At 61.3% G+C, this 14,293-nt stretch carries 11 protein-coding genes and 1 pseudogene; 4 read left to right on the top strand and 8 right to left on the bottom strand.

The window, feature by feature from the left end; all coding sequences use genetic code 11:
* Positions 1 to 63: 63 nt before the first annotated feature.
* The 4 genes from BW979_RS15355 to BW979_RS15340 all read right to left on the bottom strand — a co-directional run bounded on the left by BW979_RS15355 (position 64) and on the right by BW979_RS15340 (position 5,118).
* Positions 64 to 1,143 (bottom strand): WD40/YVTN/BNR-like repeat-containing protein, encoded by a 1,080-nt coding sequence (locus BW979_RS15355; protein WP_076384274.1) that lies wholly within the window; start codon positions 1,141 to 1,143, stop codon positions 64 to 66.
* A gap of 86 nt (positions 1,144 to 1,229) precedes the next feature.
* Positions 1,230 to 2,591 carry a DUF1329 domain-containing protein gene (locus BW979_RS15350; protein ID WP_076384272.1) on the bottom strand — a complete coding sequence of 454 codons (1,362 nt, stop codon included), beginning with the start codon at positions 2,589 to 2,591 and terminating at the stop codon, positions 1,230 to 1,232.
* A gap of 18 nt (positions 2,592 to 2,609) precedes the next feature.
* Positions 2,610 to 4,256 (bottom strand): DUF1302 domain-containing protein, encoded by a 1,647-nt coding sequence (locus tag BW979_RS15345; protein WP_076384270.1) that lies wholly within the window; start codon positions 4,254 to 4,256, stop codon positions 2,610 to 2,612.
* Positions 4,257 to 4,350: 94 nt separating this feature from the next.
* The gene (locus BW979_RS15340) at positions 4,351 to 5,118 is read right to left on the bottom strand and encodes a coniferyl-alcohol dehydrogenase (protein ID WP_076384268.1); all 768 of its coding nucleotides are present in this window, start codon (positions 5,116 to 5,118) and stop codon (positions 4,351 to 4,353) included.
* A 277-nt stretch (positions 5,119 to 5,395) separates the two neighbouring features.
* Here BW979_RS15340 and BW979_RS15335 point away from each other — a divergent pair, with 277 nt between their 5' ends.
* Complete coding sequence (locus tag BW979_RS15335; protein WP_076384266.1) at positions 5,396 to 7,225, top strand: sigma-54-dependent Fis family transcriptional regulator; 1,830 nt, start codon at positions 5,396 to 5,398, stop codon at positions 7,223 to 7,225.
* Between the two features lie 7 nt (positions 7,226 to 7,232).
* On the opposite strand, the gene BW979_RS15330 is transcribed toward BW979_RS15335, so the two are convergent.
* From BW979_RS15330 to BW979_RS15315, 4 genes are all read right to left on the bottom strand, one after another.
* Positions 7,233 to 7,907 carry a TetR/AcrR family transcriptional regulator gene (locus BW979_RS15330; protein ID WP_076384263.1) on the bottom strand — a complete coding sequence of 225 codons (675 nt, stop codon included), beginning with the start codon at positions 7,905 to 7,907 and terminating at the stop codon, positions 7,233 to 7,235.
* A gap of 63 nt (positions 7,908 to 7,970) precedes the next feature.
* Complete coding sequence (locus tag BW979_RS15325) at positions 7,971 to 8,876, bottom strand: alpha/beta hydrolase (RefSeq protein ID WP_076384261.1); 906 nt, start codon at positions 8,874 to 8,876, stop codon at positions 7,971 to 7,973.
* An 18-nt stretch (positions 8,877 to 8,894) separates the two neighbouring features.
* Entirely contained in the window at positions 8,895 to 10,337 is a 1,443-nt protein-coding gene (locus BW979_RS15320) for a coniferyl aldehyde dehydrogenase (protein WP_076384259.1), read from the bottom strand.
* 288 nt (positions 10,338 to 10,625) lie between these two features.
* Positions 10,626 to 10,868, bottom strand: coding sequence for a hypothetical protein (locus tag BW979_RS15315; RefSeq protein ID WP_076384257.1), 243 nt, complete (start codon positions 10,866 to 10,868; stop codon positions 10,626 to 10,628).
* A 115-nt stretch (positions 10,869 to 10,983) separates the two neighbouring features.
* Here BW979_RS15315 and BW979_RS15310 point away from each other — a divergent pair.
* The 3 genes and pseudogenes from BW979_RS15310 to BW979_RS15300 all read left to right on the top strand — a co-directional run bounded on the left by BW979_RS15310 (position 10,984) and on the right by BW979_RS15300 (position 14,275).
* A pseudogene (locus BW979_RS15310) lies at positions 10,984 to 11,995 on the top strand (response regulator).
* A gap of 3 nt (positions 11,996 to 11,998) precedes the next feature.
* Complete coding sequence (locus BW979_RS15305; protein WP_076384255.1) at positions 11,999 to 12,952, top strand: sensor domain-containing diguanylate cyclase; 954 nt, start codon at positions 11,999 to 12,001, stop codon at positions 12,950 to 12,952.
* 99 nt (positions 12,953 to 13,051) lie between these two features.
* On the top strand, positions 13,052 to 14,275 hold the full coding sequence (locus BW979_RS15300; RefSeq protein WP_076384253.1) for a zinc-dependent alcohol dehydrogenase: 1,224 nt from the start codon (positions 13,052 to 13,054) through the stop codon (positions 14,273 to 14,275).
* Positions 14,276 to 14,293: the final 18 nt, after the last annotated feature.

The following is a 14,293-nucleotide window of genomic DNA, read 5'->3' as shown; positions in this document are numbered from 1 at the left end:
GGCGGGATTATGGTCGTTCACATCGGACTCCGAATACGGCCGCATAGGGCTCTGGCAAGTGTTTCAACGTTGCGCCGAGTAAAGGTCATGCTTGAGGCGGGTCACGCCACTGAGGCCGACACCAATCAAGCTGCCGTCCGGGGCGGCCACCAGCCCGGCGAGCGAGGTGCCGGTCGGTCCTTTCAAGTGCCGCAAGCTGCGGCCTCGATCGAGGCTGAGCAGCAGATCGCCGGCCTGGCTGGCCAGGATCAACGCGCCATCAGGCGAGCGAGTGCCGGCCGACAAGGCCACTTCCAGCCCCGTCTCGATCCGCCGCCAACTGACACCCTGGTCGCCCGACCAATAAGCATTGCCGCGCAGACCGAAGGCCAGCAACTCCCCGGCCGAACTGCCCTGCACACCGAAAAAACTGCCGTCATAGGGTGAATCGAGGGCCTCGAAGCGGCTCCCGTTGTCAGTTGAACGCAGCAGCAGACCGCGTTCGCCGACGATGAACAGCGCACTGCCCGCCGGGCGAATGCCGTACAGGTTGAGGCCCTCGGGGTTATCCACCTGCTGCATCCACGGCTGCCAACTGTCGCCACCGTCAGCGGTACGCAGAATCAGGCCATAGGCGCCGACCACATAGCCGTTGCGACGGTCGCTGAAATACAGGTCGAGAAACGGCTTGTCCGGGCCATCGGCGACCAGCCACTCGGCATCCTTGAGCCGCTTGGCGTCGTTGCCTTGTTGAGCCGAAACCAGCGCCAGGTGCGCCGCTGCGACACCATCGAGTTGCTTGACCCAGGTTTCGCCACCGTCGGTGCTGTGAAGAATCACGCCCAGATGACCGACAGCCCAGCCCCGTTCGGCATCCACGAACTGCACCGCCGTCAGGCTGACGCTGACCGGCACGCGGGCCTGGCGCCAACTCTGGCCCGAGTCATCAGAGAGCAGCACGATGCCGCGTTCGCCGACCGCCACCAGCCGATCGCCCGCCCGGGTTACCGCCAGCAGTACCGCACGGGGTGCCTTGGCACTTTGCAAGGCCGGCTGGTTGAGTAGTGCTATGCCCGGGCTGGCCGTCGCCCAGCCTGACACTGATAACGCAGCCAGCAGCAAGGCCACCGGTAGCGCCCGCATGAGTGAAAAATTACCGATCATGTCCGCTCCAACCGCCGCATAAGAATTATCCAACCGCTGATCGCACAAGGCGCCGATGCCTGGGCTCCGGCGCCTTGCACAATTGCTTAGCGCATACTGTCGCTGGCCATGGCGTCAGGGGTGAAGAACGCGGACGGCGGACGCGGATAGCTCTGGTACTGCACATCCAGGTCGTTGGCCGAGGAGTTCAGGAAGTAGGCGCCGGTCTCCAGGTTGTAGCTGCCCCACATCATCTGAGCGGTCAGCGCGGGCATTTCAGGCGCCAGCAACGTCAGCGAATAGTTATGCCGCCCCAACTTGCCTTGGGCGTCATAGCCGTCGAGCAGCAGCACTTGCCAGGAGTCCTCGTCCACGTAATAGGTGCGCTTGGGCACCACATGACGTTTGCCATCCTTGAGTGTCGCGCTCACGACCCACACCCGATGCTTCTCCCACCGCACCAGATCCGGGTTGAGGAAACCTGGCTTGAGCAACTCGTCGCTGCTCGCTGCTGCCGCGCGGTTGTTGTTGTAGGGCACCAGCAACTCTTTCTTGCCAACCAGCTTGAGGTCGTGGCGGTCGGTCGGACCGAAGATCATGAAGGCCTCGTCGAAGAAACCGACGCCCGAGGTGACGAAGTCCGGCGTATCGTAGGCAACGTTCGGCGCACGACGCACCCGGCGCTGGCCGACCAGGTACTGCCAGGCGGCACGTTTGCCGGGGTCCATGTCCCAGTGGGTCATCAGGCCCTCGCCGGCCTTGGAGGACGGTTGCTCCGTGGCCAGTTTGCCGATCAGAAACTTGCCCGCGAAGGTCTCCAGGCTGCCTTCCTTGAAATAGTAGGGTTGCTGGTACCAGAAACGCGCGCGGGTGGCCTGGATTTTCTTGCCGCCTGCGGTCATCAGCCAGGTGTCAAAAGGTGAATAGAAGGTGTCTCCTCCCTGCCAGGACAGGCGGTAGTTCCACAGCACCTCGGCGCCGTTTTGCGGCAATGGAAATGGGATCCCGCCATAGGCGCCGCTGACCTTTTCGGTGGCCACCTCAAGGTTCGCGCGGGTAGCGTTTTTCAGGGTGTTGTCATACACCCACTGAGGCGACGCGGCACTGCGCCGGGTGGGATAGACGTCCAGACGGTAAGCGGGATACTTCTGCAACAGGGCTTTGGTGCCTTCGGCCAATTGGTCGGCGTACTGCGCCATGTTGGACGCGCTGACCGAGTACAGCGGCTTGTCGGCGGCGAACGGATCAGCGCGTTTATCGCCATTCTTGTAGCCGGCCGGTGCTGTGGTGTAGCCACCTGTCCATTCCGGAATGCTGCCGTCTTTGTTGCCGGCGCGCTCGGCGCCAAGGGGGGTGAGGTCCGAGTTCAGGCGTGCGGCCTGCTCCGGGGAAACGGCCGCGTGCACCAGGCCGGCACTGAGCAAGGCAATGGCCAAGGCCGAAATACGCAAGGAAAGGTTACTGTGCATAACGAATGAAACCTCTTATTAGAATGTGGTTTTCACGTACATGGAGACAAAGTCACGGTCGGCCAGCGATTGCCCGTAGCTGAAGTTGCCGTCCTCGCGCAGCCCCGCCTCTTTCTTGCCGAAGAAGTTCACGTAGTTGATGCCGAAGTCCCAGCGTTGCAGGTAAGTGGCTTTGACACCGACACTCCAGTCGCCTGCGTGGGTATTGCCGAACCCGGCCTTGCTGACCGCTGAGGAGCGCCCATCGAGGACCACGCCAAAACCCATCGGTACGCTCAGGTCGAGACCATCGGCCACCTGGAAATAAGCCGGTTCGGCCAGCACGCGCAGCGCCGTGGCGTCCCGGGTGGTGTTGGCGTCCAATGCCGCGCGGTTGTCGGTGACGCTGAGGGTGCGGTTCCAGGCCAGTTCGGCGAGCACCGAACCACCATCCCACAGCGGGCCGGGCGACAGCAGATAGATGGTCGAGAGGTTGACGTGGGCGGTCTTGCCCTTGGCGTAGAGCGCATCGCCGTTGTTGTCCGCCGCCATGGCAGGTGTCACCACCTGCAGGTTGCTCACCAGCGGTGCGTCCCAGCGCACCGAGGTTTCGCCGGCGAAATTGAACGGGCCATAAGCCGTGGAGAAGCTGGCGCCGAGGGTTTTGATGTCTTCGGCGTAAACCTGGCGATAGGACCCCAGGATCGGCAGCCCGGTGGCCGCGGCCGCTGCACCGTCCAGATAGGCATAGAGCGCGCTCGGCGCCTTGTCGTGATACTTGGCAGCGTAGAAGCCCAGTTCCAGTTCGGTGCCTTCGGGCTTGTAGCGCAGTTGCATGCCGCCTTGGCCGGAGTTCCTGGCCTCGATATCGGAGGCATGCACGGTGGTGTTGCCAAACACCTGGGTCCAGTCGCCGGAACCTTCGCCGATACCATCGTTGTCACTCAGGTAGCTGCCCGCCCCCGGCAAGTTGGAACGCTCCCATTCGAACTGATAGTAGGCACCCACAGACAACTGCGGGTTGATCTGCAACTGCCCGGACACCTGATTGACCGGACGCAGGATTTCCTTGAACTGGGTGCCGGGTACGCTGAGCAGCTTGACGATATCGCTCGGCCCCTGGGCATTGGCAATGCCGTTGCCCCCGTAGAACAGGCTTTCGCCATAAATCAGGCTATGCCGGCCCAGCCGCACGGTGCCCTGGCTCGACTCGCCGACATCACCCCGCACAAACACGAAGGCATCGAGCAATTCGGCGTCGCGCCCGTGCAGTTCGCGGGTATCGTCGAGAAAGTGCCGTTGCTCGCTGCTGTCGGTGTTCTTGTTGTAGATATCGTCGTACCAGGCTGCGCCGCTGAGGCGCAGGCCATAGTTTTCCCGGCTCAGGTCCATCTCACTGAACAGGTCCAGGCGGTTGGAGACCAGGCCGCTGCTGAAGTTCTTGTCGCCCTGACTCTGGATCGAGGGGTACAGGCCCCCCGCAGTCGGCGCGTTGACCAGATTGTCGTCGGCCCCTTGCAGACGCCACGCCTGGCTGTACTTGAGGGTGTTATCCCAGCGCAGGCGCCATTGACTGTCGCCCAAGTCTATTTGCGCAGCCTGGGGCTGGGAGGCCCAGCCGGCCAGGCAGACCGAGAGTGCCAGGGCTGAACGCTTGAAGCCTGGATAGCATCGAGAGTTGTGCATGGTGTTCCTCATTGTTCTTGTTGTTGGAAACATGTTTTTTGAACTGGCCGTTCGCTCGTAGTCGGCCGGTGGTCACTCGCCCAGGGCTCCTCGTTCAGATGTAGGTGGACGCCAGGCCGCCATCGACCGGCAGATTGACGCCATTGATCCAGCGCGATTCGTCGGCACACAGAAAGGCGATGGCAGCCGCCACTTCATCGGCGTAGGCCGGGCGCTTCATACGATGAGCGTCAGCCTCGACGCGCTCTTGACCGAGCATGCTGACGAAATCACCCAGGATGGGCGTGAACACCGGGCCCGGCGCCACGCAGTTCATGCGCACAGAGGTCTGCAGGAACCAGGGTTGGGACTGCTGGTAATTCCAGACGATCAAGGCCTCTTTGAAATACTGGTAGCAGCTCTCCCGAGGCACCGGATGCTCGGCCAGCCAGGCCTGGCCATGGGCAAAGCTTTGGGTATCGGCCAGGGCCTTGTGCAGGTCCAGGCGCTGCGGCCATTGCGCACCAAGAATCGAGGCGACATTGACGATGCTGCCTCCGGCAACAATGCGCGGCAGCACCGCCCCACAGAGATGGCGCACCCCCAGGTAATTGACCTGGGCAACCGCTTGCGGATCGGCGGTACCGGGGACTCCTGCGATGTTGCACAGGCCGTCGAGCGCCTGCGGCAACTGCTGCACGGCCGCATCGATGGCATCCGGGTGGCTGAGATCAGCCTGGATGAAATCGTCCAGGCTCAGGTTGGGCTCATTGCGATCCATGCCGATGACGATGGCCCCGTGGGCACGCAGGATCCTCGCGGTTTCGGCGCCGATGCCCGAGGAAACCCCGGTCACGACTATCCTCTTGTTGGTCAACTTCATACGGGCTTCCCGATTCTTGCTTGTACTGCCTGCTCGAAGGCGGCGACAGCCAAGCCATATTGTTATTGCCGAATTAGTTAATCTCGGTAACTAGTTATAGCAAGCGATATGCCATCTCTGAGTAATCGCAAGGCAACCGCTCAAGCACGCGGCATCCAGCGCAAACAGAGGCATGTGGGTATCTGGAGGGGGGATTCAGGCGGGTAAAAAAAGTGATGATTTCAGCAATTTCATGCTGCAATATGCGGATTATGATTATCCCGTTTAAGGATTTGTGATGGCGAACAAGCTGATTTCCCTGGCCGAACTCTCTCGCGCAACGCCAAACAAACCCGTGCGGGGTGCCAGCGAGCAGTTGCCACCAGGGGCGCCGCCTACCCTGCAGGACCTGACTGAATGCCTGATGTTCAGTCCGGGCGACGGCCGCATCTGGTTGAACGGCGCGCGCATGCTGCTGATCCACAACAGCGGCATCGGCGCGCTACGCCGAGAACTGATTGAAAGCATGGGCCTGGCCCGCGCCCGAGGCATCATGTTGCGCACCGGCTACCATTGCGGCGCCCGGGACGCCGCCCTGATCAAGGAGCGCTTCCCCGAGGCCGACATCCTGGCGCTGTTCGCCGCCGGTCCGATCATTCATGCGATCGAAGGCGCGGTGAAGGTCGAGCCGGTGCATTTCGAATTCGACATGAACCTGGGCTCCTATTACGGCGAATTCCTCTGGCATCACTCCAGCGAGGACGACGAGCACATCGCCCAATACGGCATCGGCACCGAACCGGCCTGCTGGATGCAGACCGGCTATGCCACCGGGTACACCTCGGCGATGGTCGGCCGGCTGATTCTCTACCGCGAGGTCGAATGCCGCTCCACCGGTTCCAGCATTTGCCGGCTGATAGGAAAACCCGCGGAGGAATGGGACGACGCCGAAGCGGACCTGGCCGACCTGAACGCCGAACCTTTCGTCAGCACCGGCGGACGCAGCGTGACAGCCCATAGCCGCAGCGATAAAGGCGCCCTGCCGACGAGCTTGCTGGTTGATCCCACACCGGCACAAGACAGCGACATGGTGGGGATTTCCTCGGCCTTCAACGCCGCCTGCCACATGTTGCGACGGGTCGCGCCGACCCAGGCAACGGTGCTGTTCACTGGCGAGTCCGGTGTCGGCAAGGAAATGTTTGCGCGGATGCTGCACCGCATCAGCCCGCGCCACGATGAACCCTTCGTCGCCATAAACTGCGCTGCCATCCCGGAAAACCTGATGGAGTCGGAGCTGTTCGGCGTCGAGCGCGGTGCCTACACCGGTGCCACTCAATCGCGCGCCGGGCGCTTCGAGCGCGCCGATGGCGGCACCCTGTTCCTTGACGAGATCGCCACCCTCAGCCTGGTGGCCCAGGGCAAGCTGCTGCGCGCCTTGCAGGAGGGCGAAGTCGAGCGAGTCGGTGGCAGCCGCACGTTGAAGGTCGATGTGCGGGTGGTCGCCGCGACCAACGTCGACCTTCGCGCCGCCGCGCAACGTGGCGAGTTTCGTGAAGATCTGTTCTTTCGCTTGAATGTATTTCCGATCCATCTGCCGCCGCTGCGCGAACGCAAGGAAGACATCCCGCTGCTGATGACCCACTTCCTGCATCGCTTCACCCAGCGCCATGGTCGGCAGATCAGCGGCTTCACGCCGCGCACGGCCGATACGCTGCTGGCCTATGACTTCCCGGGCAATATCCGCGAGTTACAGAACCTGGTGGAGCGCGGCGTGATCAGCGCCCCGGACGGCGGCGCCATCGACCTGGCGCACTTGTTTACCAGTGGTGAACGCCTGGCCCAGCCCATGTTCTCCATCGGCACCCGTGGCCAACTGGCTGCGAGCCCCAACGACCCGCCGCCGGCCCGCCATGCAACGAGCGCCGCAGCCAGTACCGGCAGTGGTGCGAGTCTGAAACTGTTCGGCGGCAAGGATCCGAGCCGGCTGTCGTTGCAAGAGATCGAGGACACCATCATTGACCACTGCCTGGGCGAAGTGAAAGGCAACGTCTCTGAAGCGGCCCGCCGTCTGGGTCTGACCCGTGCTCAGTTGTCCTATCGCCTGTCGCGTCGCTCGACCAGCGAATAGGCGCATCTCATGGCGTAGATGGTCGATGGATAAAGCAGCGGCCGAACAGGCCCAAGGTCACCTCGACCCGCTGCTCGATCTGCTCGTCGGACCAGGCCTGTTGGACCCCAAGGGTGAACAGCTTGAGCGGCTGGGAAATCAACAGCGAGTCGATCAGCTCCACCGCTGACTCGACATCTTCGTGTGCCAACAATCCCTTGCCGGCGGCCTTGCCCAGCCAGCCGCGCAACAAGCTCAGGCAGCGCCCGGCACCTTCCTGATACCAGATCCTGGCAAGGCCCGGCGCCGTTTCGCGTCCCTGGGCAGCCAACAGGTAGAGCCCCAGCGCCAACGGCGACAGGGTCAGGCGCGCCCATAACGTCAGGTACATGCGCAACTCGCTGAGCAGGTCCTCGGCGCAGTCGATGCCGCTTTCCAACAGCAGTTCAAGGGTGGACAAGTCCCTGGCCACCAGTTGCGAGAGCAACGCTTCCTTGCTCGGCACCAACAGGTACAGGGTCTTCTTGGAGATCCCGGCGGCGCGGGCGATGGCATCCATGGTGACGTTGGCAAAATTGCCGCTGCCAAGCGCCTGCGCCGCCGCATCCAACAGCGAGGCCATCTGCTCCTGACGGCTGCGCACCGGCGGACGACCGCGCCGGGTGGGCAGCGCAGTGGTTTCAGGCATTACGGTTTCAGGCATTACGGGTCCTGTTGAACGGCATGGTGCGCGTGTCCTGATGGTGGTTTCACAAAGGTGCCCAGCTTAGTGCAGCCTGCTCGAAAACGCCTCGCGCAGGGAGTCTTCGATGAGCTGCCACGCCTGCTGTGCCGAAGCATCCGGTCCCAGGTGAGTGAACATATGGTCGCACCCGGTGAACATTCTCTCGGTCACCGCCACACCGGCCTGACGCAGTTTCTGCGCGTAGGCCTGCCCCTCGGCGAGCAGGATATCGTACTCGGCAGTGATCACCGTCGCGGGGGGCATGCCCTGCAATTGCTCGACCGTCGCCAGTAACGGCGATGCCAGAGGGTCGCGGGCATGCGCCGGATCGCTCAGGTAACAGCGATTGAAGAAGCGCATCAGGCCCGGGCCGAGCAAGGGTTTGTCAGAGGTCGAGCGCTTGAGTTCGGGATCCGCGGCTAAGTCCACGGCCGCATAGTCGATGACCTGATGCACCACCCGCAGCCGTTGGTGCTCCCGCGCCAGATTGGCCACGCCGGTGGCCAGGTTACCGCCGGCGCTGTGCCCACCGACTGCGATGCGTTGTGGGTCGATGCCCAGGGTCGCGGCCTGGTCGGCCAGCCACTCAAGCACCGCGAAGCTCTGTCGCAAGCCGGCGGGAAAGGGAAACTCGGGGGCCAGGACATAATCCAGATTGACCACCAGGCAACCCAGGTTGTGGGCCAACCGCCGGCAATAGCTGTCGTCATGCTCCGGCACCCCGGCCACAAAACCGCCGCCATGCAGGTTCAGGTACACGGGCAAAGGTTCGCTGGACGGCGCCTGGGGCCAATAGAACAAGGCCCGTGCCGGGCCCCACGCCGTGGGGATGAGCTTCTCCTCGAACAGGCGCAACGGATACTGCGCCGCGTCATAGGTGAACTTGGCTTTCATGCGCTTGGCAAAGGCACGCAGCAGCTTGGCCTTGAGAGTCGACAACACGTTCATGATCAAACTCCTGAAGACTCAGTGGGCAGTCAGCAATTGATCCAGCAAACCATGGATCATTGCGCCGTAAGGCGCGCGCATTGCCAGGTTGGACTCACCGAGCGGGCTCTGCACCACCACCGCCTTGGCATGGCTGAACGTACGGAAACCGTAGACACCGTGATACGCCCCCATACCCGAGTGACCGACACCGCCAAACGGCAGCGCCTCGAACACCACATGACTCATGACATCATTGATCACCACACCGCCCGAAGTCGTGCGCTCCAGCACCTGCTGGCGCTCACCGGCGTCCTCGCCGAAGTAATAAGCGGCAAGGGGCCGAGGTTGACCGTTGACGTAGTCAATCGCCGTGGCGAAATCGCGATAGGTCTTGATCGGCAACAGCGGGCCGAAGATTTCCTCGCGCAGCACCTGCATCTGTTCAGTGGCATCCAGCACTAGCGTCGGAGCGATCTTGCGGGTCTGGCGATCGCCCAGGTCTTCCTGCGCCGGATTGATCTCGATCAGCCGCGCCCCTTTGGCGCGAGCATCGGCCAGATAACCCTGCAGGCGGTCGAAATTGCGTGGGTTGATGATGGAGGTGTAGTCCGGGTTGCTGTGCAAGGAGGGGTACATGGCACCGACGAAGCGCACCGCCTCGGCGACAAAGTCTTCCAGGCATTCTTCCGGCAGCAGCACGTAGTCCGGGGCCAGGCAGATTTGCCCGGCGTTGAAGGTCTTCACGGTCATGACCCGCTGCACCACCGTCGCCAGATCGGCGCTACGGGACACCAGCACGGGCGACTTGCCGCCCAGCTCCAGGGTCACCGGCACCAGATTGTCCGAGGCTGCACGCATGATGTGCCGAGCCACCGCCGTACCACCGGTAAAGATCAGGTGATCGAACGGCTGGGCACTGAACAGCGCGCCGACTTCGGCATCGCCCAGCACCGTGGTGAGTTCATTCTCGTCAAAATATCGGGCGATCAATTCGCCCATCAATGCCGAGGTGCGCGGGGTCAGTTCCGAGGGTTTGAGCATGGCCCGGTTACCAGCGGCGAAGATACTCGCCAGCGGCCCGAACGCCAGTACGATGGGAAAATTCCAGGGGCTGATCACGCCCACCACGCCCAACGGCTGGTACTCGACCCGCGCCTCGCTGCCGGGGAAGGGTGACGGATGCGATTGCGCTTGCATCCACTCGGCCAGATGCTCACGGCAATGCTTGAGGCTTGCCACCGAACCGCCGATATCGGAAAGCAGCGTCTGCTCGCGGCTACGATTGCCGAAGTCCGCCGACACCGCTGCGACGATGGCGTCACGATTGTCCAGCAGTAGCGCAATGGCCCGATCGAGGCGGTCGCGGCGCAGCTCCAGGCTGGCCGGTCCGTCAACCAAGTGGGCCTGTTTCATCCGTGCGAGCGTGGCAGTGAGTTGTTCGGCGCCGACTGGCGTAGCGTGGTGATCGGGACTGTGCATGGCGTGGGTTCCTGCTGGTTATATTGTTATTAGACAGCACTAAATACCATTTCGAGCAGACATCTATGTCGACTCGCTGGGTGAGTATGCCAAAAAACAACAGAAAGGAAACCACTAGGTTTCTTAATTTACAAATATCCAGACGCGAGGCTATAAGCCCTATAAACAAACGGAAGTACCGATAATATCCGGTTCAGACCAGCAAAGAAGGAAACCCGTAGTGGGTGTTTTTCATGGGCGGTAAAACACGGTTCACGATCAAAAAACCAGAACAACTGGTTATTTTAATTAATCAATTATGTGCTGATCGACAACCCTGATTTGCGTCAGCCCTACCCGCTCGGCCTGCTCCAGGATCTGCGCAGGCGGCGCATCCGCGGCGGGCATGATCAGGCCGTTCTCTGCATCTCCAAAATGCAGCTGGAGCAGGTGCATCGCGGCTTCATGGACGGGCAGTTGAAGCTGCTTGAGCTCGAACGCGTGAGTGCGAGGCGCGTCGTTGAACAGGTAATTCACCGTGTAGTTGCGCATTGGACAGACTCCCGAAATGGATGAAGTGCATTTGACTAGCCTGACTTATTGGTCCAGTTTTTAGTTCAATGCAATGCGTGGCCTGCCTGAAGGCCTCGGCTGCCGTTCAATTCAAATGGGCGCCCCAGTGTCAGTGATTCCCTTAGTGGTATGTGACGACTCCAACATGGCCCGTAAGCAGGTGCTACGGGCGCTGCCGGCGGACTGGCCGGTCTCGGTCACCGAGGCCAGCAATGGTCGCCAGGCCATGGACGCCATACGCAAGGGGCTGGGCCAGGTGGTGCTGCTGGACCTGACCATGCCGGAGATGGATGGTTACCAGGTGTTGAGCGCCTTGCGCGCCGAAGGCTTGCAGACGCAAGTCATTGTGATCTCCGGTGACGTGCAGGAGCAGGCGGTACGCCGCGTGCTTGAGCTGGGCGCATTGGCATTCCTGAAAAAACCTTTCGACGAAAACGAACTGCGCCAGACGCTCAGCCAGTTGGGCCTGCTGACGAAACCCGGCCAGACGCCGCCGCAAAATCGTCCGGCAACGAACACGGCCATCAGTTTTCACGATGCGTTTCGCGAGACGGTCAACGTTGCCATCGGCCAGGCCGCCGCCCTGATCGCCAAGGTGCTGGGTGTGTTTGTGCAGTTACCGGTACCGAACGTGAACATCCTTGAGGTGGGTGAGCTGCACATGGCGCTGAACGATGCCGGTAGCTCTGAACAACTCACCGCCATCTGCCAGGGCTTTATTGGCAGCGGGATTGCCGGCGAAGCCCTGCTGATATTTCACGAGTCGGAAATTGCTGACATAGCGCAACTGATGCAACGCCAAAGCAGCGACTATTCGGACCTGGAAATGCTGCTGGACCTCTCCAGTGTTCTGATCGGCGCTTGCCTGAGCAGCATTGCCGAACAGATCGACGTGGTGTTTTCTCAGGGGCATCCGCAGATTCTCGGCCAGCACGCGGCCATCGAGGAGCTGATTCAAGTCAACCGCAAGCACTGGAAAAAAGACCCTGGCGGTGGAAATCAGCTACAGCCTGGAAGGGCACGATATTCGTTTCGATCTATTGTTACTGTTCACGGAAGACTCGATCGAGCGGCTGACCCAAAAACTCACCTACCTGATGACCTGAGCCATGCCTGATTCCATTGATCTGAACGAGTTTCACTGGTTGCTGGCCATTGTTCAGAGCATCGATGTCGGTGTGGTGGTGCTGGACCGCGACTACCGCGTGCAGGTCTGGAACACGTTCATGGAGAACCGCTCCGGGGTGCAGCCAAAGGACGCCCACGACCAGCATTTTTTCAGCCTGTTCCCGGAAATCGATCGCCAGTGGTTCAGCCGCAAGGTAGAAAGCGTCGCTGCCCTGGGCACCCCAGCGTTCACTGTCTGGGAGCAGCGTCCCTATCTGGTGCGGTTCAAGAGCTACCAGCCGATCACCGGCCAGGAAGAGTTCATGTACCAGAAGACCACGCTGTTACCGCTGCGCTCGCCCGACAACACGATCAGTCACATCTGCCTGGTGATCTATGACGTCACCGACGTCGCCACCAACCGGCATCAACTACAGGCCGCCAATGCGCAATTGCAGCAGCTCTCCAGTACCGATCGACTGACCGGGCTGTACAACCGCGGTCATTGGGAGGCGAACCTGAAAGCTGCCTATGCGCGGCATCAGCGCTATGGCAATGCCTTGAGCCTGGTGATGCTCGATATCGACCACTTCAAACGGGTCAACGACACCTATGGCCACCAGGCCGGGGACAAGGTCATCGAGCAGGTCGCCAGGCTTCTGCACGAACACGTACGCGACTCCGACGTGGCCGGGCGTTATGGCGGCGAGGAGTTCGGCGTGGTGCTGTCGGACACCGACCAGACCGGTGCCCGGATGTTCGCCGAGCGCCTGCGCAAGGCCGTCGAAGAACTGCAGGTGCTGTACAACGACCAGAGCATCCGTTTCACCATCAGCCTTGGAGTGGCAGACCTGAGCCAGCCCTCGACCGGCCACTCCGAACTGATCGCCCGGGCCGACCAGGCGTTGTATACGTCCAAAAAAACCGGGCGCAATCGGGTGACGGTGCATGAGTAGATGATGACCGCCAGTCACGTGCCCGCGCTAATGCTCTGAACTTCCATCCAGCCTCCCGCCTCTGCCCTATATCACCACGCGACCCAGAGGCAGGAAGTCATGAGAGCACTCACTTACCACGGTGCACACAGTGTGAAAGTCGACACGGTCCCCGACCCGGTCCTGGAGGACAGTGACGACATCATTCTGCGTGTCACGGCAACGGCGATTTGTGGTTCCGATCTGCACCTTTATCGCGGAAAAATTCCCGCTGTCGAACATGGCGACATCTTCGGCCATGAGTTCATGGGAATCGTTGAAGAGGCCGGTTCAGCGGTGACCGCCGTTCAACCCGGCGATCGAGTGGTGGTGCCTTTCGTTATCGCCTGCGGCAGCTGTTTCTTCTGTCAGATGGATTTGTTCGCCGCTTGCGAAACGACCAACACGGGTCGTGGCGCGATTCTGAACAAGAAGGCAATCCCGCCCGGGGCAGCTCTGTTCGGTTTCAGTCATTTGTACGGCGGTATCCCTGGCGGACAAGCTGAGTATGTAAGGGTACCAAAGGCCAACACCGGGCCTTTCAAAGTGCCGGGAACCCTCTCGGACGAGAAGGTGCTGTTCCTCTCGGACATCTTGCCAACCGCCTTTCAAGCGGTGACCAACGCCGGGATCGGCAACGGCTCGAGTATTGCCATCTATGGCGCCGGGCCGGTCGGTTTACTGAGCGCCGCCTGCGCGCGGATGTTGGGCGCCGACCAGATCTTCATGGTCGATCATCACCCCTATCGTCTGGCCTATGCACAGAAAACCTATGGCGTTATTCCCATCAATTTTGATGAAGACGACGACCCGGCGGACACGATCATTCGCCAGACCAAGGGCATGCGGGGCGTGGACGGCGTGGTGGATGCCGTGGGTTTTGAAGCCAAAGGCAGCACCACCGAAACAGTGCTGGCTACGCTTAAACTCGAAGGCAGCAGCGGCAAGGCGTTACGCCAATGCATTGCGGCGGTCAGGCGCGGTGGGGTCGTAAGCGTACCGGGCGTGTATGCCGGTTTCATCCACGGCTTCCTGTTCGGCGACGCATTCGACAAAGGCCTGACCTTCAAAATGGGCCAGACCCACGTGCAGCGATACCTTCCCGAGCTGCTTGGCCATATCGAGACCGGTCGCCTTAGCCCTGAAGTCATCATCAGCCATCGCCTGTCCCTGGAACAGGCCGCCGAGGGCTACAAGCTATTCGACAAAAAACAGGAAGATTGCCGCAAAGTCATCCTGACACCCGGCGAGCCCGATATTGCCTTACCGGTCAATGATGACCAGGCCGTTCTGCTAAGTACGTAGGGGACTTATCCGGCGTCT

Origin of the sequence: Pseudomonas sp. A214 (assembly GCF_900156295.1) — a bacterium.
Classification (GTDB): Bacteria; Pseudomonadota; Gammaproteobacteria; order Pseudomonadales; family Pseudomonadaceae; genus Aquipseudomonas; species Aquipseudomonas rhizophila.
This window is presented reverse-complemented; position numbering and strand designations above follow the sequence as displayed.